Source organism: Victivallis sp. (genome assembly GCF_048170485.1).
Taxonomy (GTDB): Bacteria; Verrucomicrobiota; Lentisphaeria; order Victivallales; family Victivallaceae; genus Victivallis.
In genome coordinates this window covers 1-6,117 of sequence record NZ_DBEXAY010000146.1, presented here as the reverse complement: position 1 = coordinate 6,117, position 6,117 = coordinate 1, and the positions used below count along the sequence as shown (strand labels likewise).

Here is a 6,117-nt window from a genome sequence, read left to right as displayed (position 1 = left end):
AACTACGGGGTGATCCCGCTCCGCGCCGATGAAACCGACATCGACCTGGCGATGCGCTCGCCGCTCGATTACCAGACCGTCGAGGCGCTCCGCTTCATCACCGGGCGGAACATTCTGCCGGTGGCGGTGGACCCCGACACCTTCGATCCGGAACTGGAACGCTACTATCCGGAAGAGGCCGACACCGTCGCGGACATCCTCGCTGAAATCGGCAAGGAGGCCAAACTCGAGGACGACAAACGCAGCGACGAGGAGCGCGCCAACGACGCGCCGATCGTCAAATTCGTGGACGTGGTGATCCGCCAGGCGGTCAAGGACAAGGCGTCGGACATCCACTTCGAACCTTTCGAAAAGAACTTCCGGATCCGCTACCGTGTGGACGGCGCTCTCTACGAAATGCCCCAGCCGCCCAAGAGTCTGGCAATTCCGGTGATCAGCCGCGTCAAGATCGTTTCCGGACTGAACATCTCCGAACGCCGCCGCCCGCAGGACGGCCGTATCCAGATGAAGGTCAACGGCAAACCGGTCGACCTGCGCGTCTCCTGTCTGCCGACCAGTTACGGCGAATCGGTGGTGCTCCGCGTGCTCGACCGCTCGGTGGTCAACCTGGAGCTCGACTCCCTCGGCATCGGCAAGGAGGTGCTGGAGAAGCTTCGCGAACTGATCCACCTGCCGAACGGCATTCTCCTGGTGACCGGGCCGACCGGTTCCGGTAAAACCACCACGCTCTACTCCGCGCTGCGCGAGGTCAACGTGATCAGCGACAAGCTGCTGACCGCGGAAGACCCCGTCGAATATGAAATCGAGGGGCTGATCCAGGTGCCGATCAACGACGCGGTCGGCATGACCTTCCACCGTGCGCTGCGCGCCTTCCTCCGGCAGGACCCCGACCGGATCCGGGTCGGTGAGATCCGCGACTTCGAAACCGCCCAGACTGCGATCGAGGCGTCGCTGACCGGCCACTTCGTGTTCAGCACGCTGCACACCAACGACGCCGCCAGCACGGTGACCCGACTGGTGGATATGGGGGTGGAGCCGTTCCTGATCTGCTCTTCGCTGGTGGGCGTTCTCGGCCAGCGACTGATCCGCCGGGTCTGCCGGAACTGCCGCAGCGCCTATGTGCCGACCGACGAGGATCTGGCGCGGCTCGGCATCACCCGGGAGATGGTGGGTGACCGCAAATTCTACATCGGCAAGGGGTGCCCGACCTGCAACCACACCGGTTACAAAGGACGGAAGGCTCTGACCGAACTGCTGGTGGTGGATAACGAAATTCGCGAACTGATCAACAACGGCGCCCCCTCTTCCGTGCTCCGGGACAAGGCCCGGGAGATGGGAATGCGTACGTTGCGTGAAGACGGAATTCTCGCCGTGCTGAATGGAGAGTCGACCATCGACGAGGTGGTCCGCTACACGTAATCGGTCGGCCCGGCCGGATTTCTGGAAATAAATGACGATTCAGAGTCAACTCAACTCGGAGAAGTGAAAAATGCCGCAATATTCATACATCGCGATGGACGGCAACGGCAGAGAGCAGCGAGGCAAGATCAATGCCGCCAGTGAGGAGATCGTAAGCAATCAGCTGAAATCCAAGGGATTGTTTCCGACCCAGATCAAGCTGATTGAATCGGAGGCTGTCAAGAAAGCCGCCACCGCAGCCGCCAAGAAAAAAAAGAACAAAAAAGGCGGCGGTTTCAACATCAACATCGGCGCGACGGTGATTCCGCGCAAGGAGCTGACCGTTGTCACCCGGCAGCTGGCGATCCTGCTCTCCGCGGGACTGCCGCTGATCCGCTCTTTGCGGACGCTGGAAAAGCAGGCGAAAAATCCGGCGGTCAAGATCATTCTCGGCAAAACCGCGGACACCGTCGAGGGCGGAGCCACTTTCGCGGAGGCGCTGGCACAGAATCCCCGCTCCTTCGACAAACTCTATCTGAACATGGTGCGCGCCGGAGAAGCGTCGGGTGCGATGGAGGTCATCCTCGACCGTCTGGCCGGTTTTATGGAAAAAGCGGCCCGGATTTCCGGCAAGGTCAAGTCCGCGATGATTTATCCGTGCGTGGTGCTGAGCATCGCCATCCTCGCGATTATCGGTTTGATGGTCTTCATCGTCCCGAAATTCCAGACAATCTTCAAGGACCTGCTCGGTCCCGAAACGCCGATGCCGGCCATCACGCTCTTCGTAATGAACTTCAGCAACTCCCTGATGACGGAGTGGTGGAAATTCGTCATTGGAATCGTCGCGGTGATTGTGCTCTACAAAATCACCGTCATGATTCCGATCGGCAAGTGGGGGGGTGGACTGGTGCAAGTACAATATGCCTCTTTTCGGACCGATCATCGCCAAGACGGCGATCTCCCGGTTTGGACGTACGCTCGGCACGCTGATGGCTTCGGGCGTACCGGTGCTCTCCGCGCTGGCGATTGTCCGGGAAACCGCGGGCAATGAGGTGGTCTCCACTGCGATTCAGAAAGTGCACGACGCGGTCAAGGAGGGCGAAGGCATCGCCGCGCCGCTCAGCGCGACCAAGATCTTCCCGGAAATGGTGATCAGTATGGTGGAGGTGGGCGAAGAGACCGGTAAGCTGCCGGAAATGCTCGACAAGGTTGCCAACACCTACGACGAAGAGGTCGACAACGCCGTGAGCGCTCTGACCAGCATGATCGAACCATTGATGATCGTCGGCCTGGCCGTGGTCGTCGGTACCATCGTGATCGCACTCTTCCTGCCGCTGGTCAAGCTGATCGAGGGCATGGGAGGCTGATTTCTCCCGCTTTTCAGGCCGGCCGGACTCCGACGGGGCCGGCCGTCGCTTTCTCCGGGCACGGTTTCCGGGAGAAACCGGACCGGGAGACCGCCGAACGTTTCCTCGCCTCCGGAGACTACCGCTGGAACAGCGGAATCTTTCTCTGACAGGTCGGGGCGCTGCGGGCGGAATTCCGCCGCCAGGCGCCCGGACTGGAACGGTTCTGCACCCAGATCGGCGAAACGATTGCAGCCGGAACTTTTGAGCAGGAACTTCCGGAACTCTTCCGGAATCAACCTAAAATTTCGATTGATTACGCGGTCATGGAACACGCCCGGTTCATCGCAGTGGCGGAGAGCCGGTTCGACTGGGACGACGTCGGGAGCTGGACGTCGCTGCGGAACCATTTCGCCACCGATGCCGACGGCAATGTCGCCGATGGACTCTTCGCCGCGGTGGATTCCCGCAACCTGGTGGTTTCAGGCAGCCCCGACCACCTGATCGCCGCAATCGGCGTCGACAACCTGGTCATTGTGCAGACCCGCGATGTGACGCTGGTCTGCGCGGCAAACCAGGCGCAGCGGATCAAGGAATTGCTCAAAGCAGTCGGTCTCCGCCCCGAACTGCGCCATTTTCTGTAAAATCCGGAACGGAATATGGAACTTCTCCTGATCAACATCGGCAACACCTTCGCACAACCCGGCGTCTGGAGCGGCAACGCCATCGAATTGCTGCCGCGAATTCCGACTGCGGAACTGAAGCCGGAACTGCTGCCGGCGGGAATGCCGATCGCCGCCGCCACAGTGGTTCCCGCAATTCGCAAGCGCTTTGCGGACACCGACATCTGGTACCTCTCGGCATACAACCAACGTGCCGGAGTCGATTTCACCCAGGTGGACGCCTCGACTCTCGGCGCCGACCGGGTGGCCAACGCCCTTGCCCTGGCGGAACTGTTTCCGCTTCCCGGCATCTCGGCGGACTGCGGAACCGCGCTGACGCTGGAGATCGTCGATGCGGACGGCGTTTTTCGCGGTGGAGCGATCGCTCCCGGACGCGCCATGATGCGCCGCAGTCTCGCGGCCGGTACGGCGCAACTTCCCGAAATTCCATTTTCCACCCAACTGCCGGAACACCCCGGCAGCAACACGGTTGAAACGATCCGTTTCGGAGTGGATCGCGGCGCAGTCGGTCTGATGCGGGAGCTGCTCTCCGCCTCGCTTCCCGCCTGCGGAAAAGCGCGAAGGCCGACGATCGTCGCCACCGGGGGGGATGCCCCGTTCTTCGCCGAAGCCCTCGGGATTCGGACGGCGCCGGAAGACTTCACTTTGCGCGGGATTCTCCGTGCCTTTCTCTCCCGGATTTCATAATTTGCTCCGGAACCGGGAAGGCCGAACGATCCGGGACGAAGCCCGCGTCTCCCACCGTGGAAGTATTTGCTCGGGAACATTTGCAAATCACTAAAGCAGAATTATATTAATAGGAATTGCCTGTCCCGGGCGTCCGAAAGCGGATGCGGAAGGCACAACACGAACAAAAAGGATTGGCTTTGGAAGACGGCGGTTTATTGATTCTCCAGTTGTTGTTTCTGCTTTTTCTGATCGCTCTGAATGCATTTTTCGCCTCGTCGGAAGTTGCATTGATCTCGCTCAAGCCGGCCACGGTACGGCGGCTCGGCAGCGAAGGCGGCAGCCGCGGCCGGCGGCTCGCGGCACTGGTTGAGAATTCCGGACGTTTTCTGGCGACAGTCCAGGTAGGTGTCACGTTTGCCGGCTTCATGGCCAGCGCGTTCGCAGCGGAGAGCTTTTCCGATCCGGTAACCCTCTGGCTGGAACAGCATGGCTTCACCCTGCTCAGCCACGCCACACTCGATGCGCTGGTGGTGCTGGCAATTACCGTCCTGCTCTCCTACGTCTCCCTGGTATTCGGAGAACTGCTCCCGAAACAGCTCGGTCTGCGGTACGCGGAGGGGATTGCCCTTCATGTCGCCGGTCCGATCGACTTTCTGGCGAAAATCACCGCCCCGTTCGTCTGGGTGTTGAACGCTTCCGTCAATTTCTTCCTGAAACTCTTCGGAATCCAGCCCTCCAGCGAACAGGAGGTGACCGAGGAGGAGATCCGCATGATGGTCGACATCGGAGAGGAAAACGGGGCCATTGAAAGCGACGAAAAGCGGATGATTGAGAATGTGTTTGAATTCAATAACACCACTGCGGGCGAAGTGATGACCCACCGTACCGAGGTGGTTTCCCTCAATCTTGACGCAACTCCGGATGAGGTGGAGAAGACCCTCATGGAGTGCGGATTTTCCCGGGTCCCGGTCTATCAGGGCGATATCGACAAGATCGTCGGGCTGCTCCACTTCCGCGATTATTTCACCGCCAAGCTCAACGGCAACGCCGCGCCCGATATCAAAGGGTTGCTGAAACCGGTCTATTTCGCGCCGGAAACCATGCGCGCCAACCGGTTGTTCCGGGATCTTCAAAGCAAGAAGCTGGGCATGGCGATCATTCTGGACGAATTCAGCGGAACCTCCGGCATCGTGACTTTGGAGGATCTGCTCGAAGAGATCGTCGGCAGCCTCTACGACGAATACGACGACTACAGCGAAGAGGCGGAGGAGATCGGGGAAAAACTGTGGAGAATTGACGGTTCGATGCGAATCGACGAAGTTTCGCGACTGATCGACCGTCCGCTTCCCAACGAAGAGGAGGAGTATGACACCATCGGCGGCCTGATCTTCGGCCGCCTGAATGCAATTCCGACGCCGGGGGCGACCATTACGCTCCCCGAGGCCGGAATTGAACTCAAGGTGGAGGCGGTCGACGGTCGGCGGGTGGACAAGGTCCAGCTCAAACTGCTGCCGGAGCCGGAAGAGACGGACAGCTGCGAATAGTGGCCCGGTTCCATCTCGCCGGCCTTCGACGGACTTCCCCTCCCGGCGGAAGCGCCTCCGTCCGCGGGGAACAACTCTGAAGCGGGAATGCCCTCTTCCGGAGAAAACGCAACATACTCACTTTCGAAAAGCCGTTTCTTTCCGCTCCCGGCTGGAAACCAGGTGCGCTTCAAGAAATTCGTATGCGAAATGTCGGATCGCAGGCGGAACATCATGTCCCATGCCGTGATACAGGATTGCCGCCCGTTCCGGAACCCCGGCCAGCTCCCAGAGCCGCCGCGCCCGGTCAAAGCATTCCATCCCCGCAAACGGCAGGGGATTATACGGATCGTTGAATGTAAGCGCCCAGCGTTTCGGTAGCGCACGCTTCCGCAAAAGCGTGGAAACTTGGGTTTAATCTGCATGCAAAGTCCAGTGGCCTTGCAAAGGTGGAATTTTCTGCAATATTACAACAGGAGGATCCGAGGAACATCAATC

6 protein-coding genes are annotated in these 6,117 nt (G+C 59.9%); all 6 read left to right on the top strand.

Annotation, left to right across the window (positions count from 1 at the left end):
• Positions 1-1,419: GspE/PulE family protein (locus ACMLHG_RS07680; protein WP_417170125.1), on the top strand; the 1,419-nt coding region annotated here is incomplete at its 5' end.
• Between the two features lie 70 nt (positions 1,420-1,489).
• Positions 1,490-2,449, top strand: a complete 960-nt coding sequence (locus tag ACMLHG_RS07675; protein WP_417170124.1) for a type II secretion system F family protein — start codon at positions 1,490-1,492, stop codon at positions 2,447-2,449.
• Complete coding sequence (locus ACMLHG_RS07670) at positions 2,388-2,765, top strand: type II secretion system F family protein (RefSeq protein WP_417170123.1); 378 nt, start codon at positions 2,388-2,390, stop codon at positions 2,763-2,765. The genes ACMLHG_RS07675 and ACMLHG_RS07670 overlap by 62 nt, the downstream gene beginning before the upstream one ends.
• Positions 2,766-3,070: 305 nt before the next feature.
• Positions 3,071-3,388, top strand: coding sequence for a hypothetical protein (locus ACMLHG_RS07665; protein ID WP_417170122.1), 318 nt, complete (start codon positions 3,071-3,073; stop codon positions 3,386-3,388).
• Positions 3,389-3,403: 15 nt separating this feature from the next.
• Complete coding sequence (locus tag ACMLHG_RS07660) at positions 3,404-4,114, top strand: type III pantothenate kinase (RefSeq protein ID WP_417170121.1); 711 nt, start codon at positions 3,404-3,406, stop codon at positions 4,112-4,114.
• A 179-nt stretch (positions 4,115-4,293) separates the two neighbouring features.
• A complete protein-coding gene (locus ACMLHG_RS07655; RefSeq protein ID WP_417170120.1) occupies positions 4,294-5,640 on the top strand; it encodes a hemolysin family protein in 1,347 nt (448 codons plus the stop codon).
• The last annotated feature ends 477 nt before the right edge of the window (positions 5,641-6,117 follow it).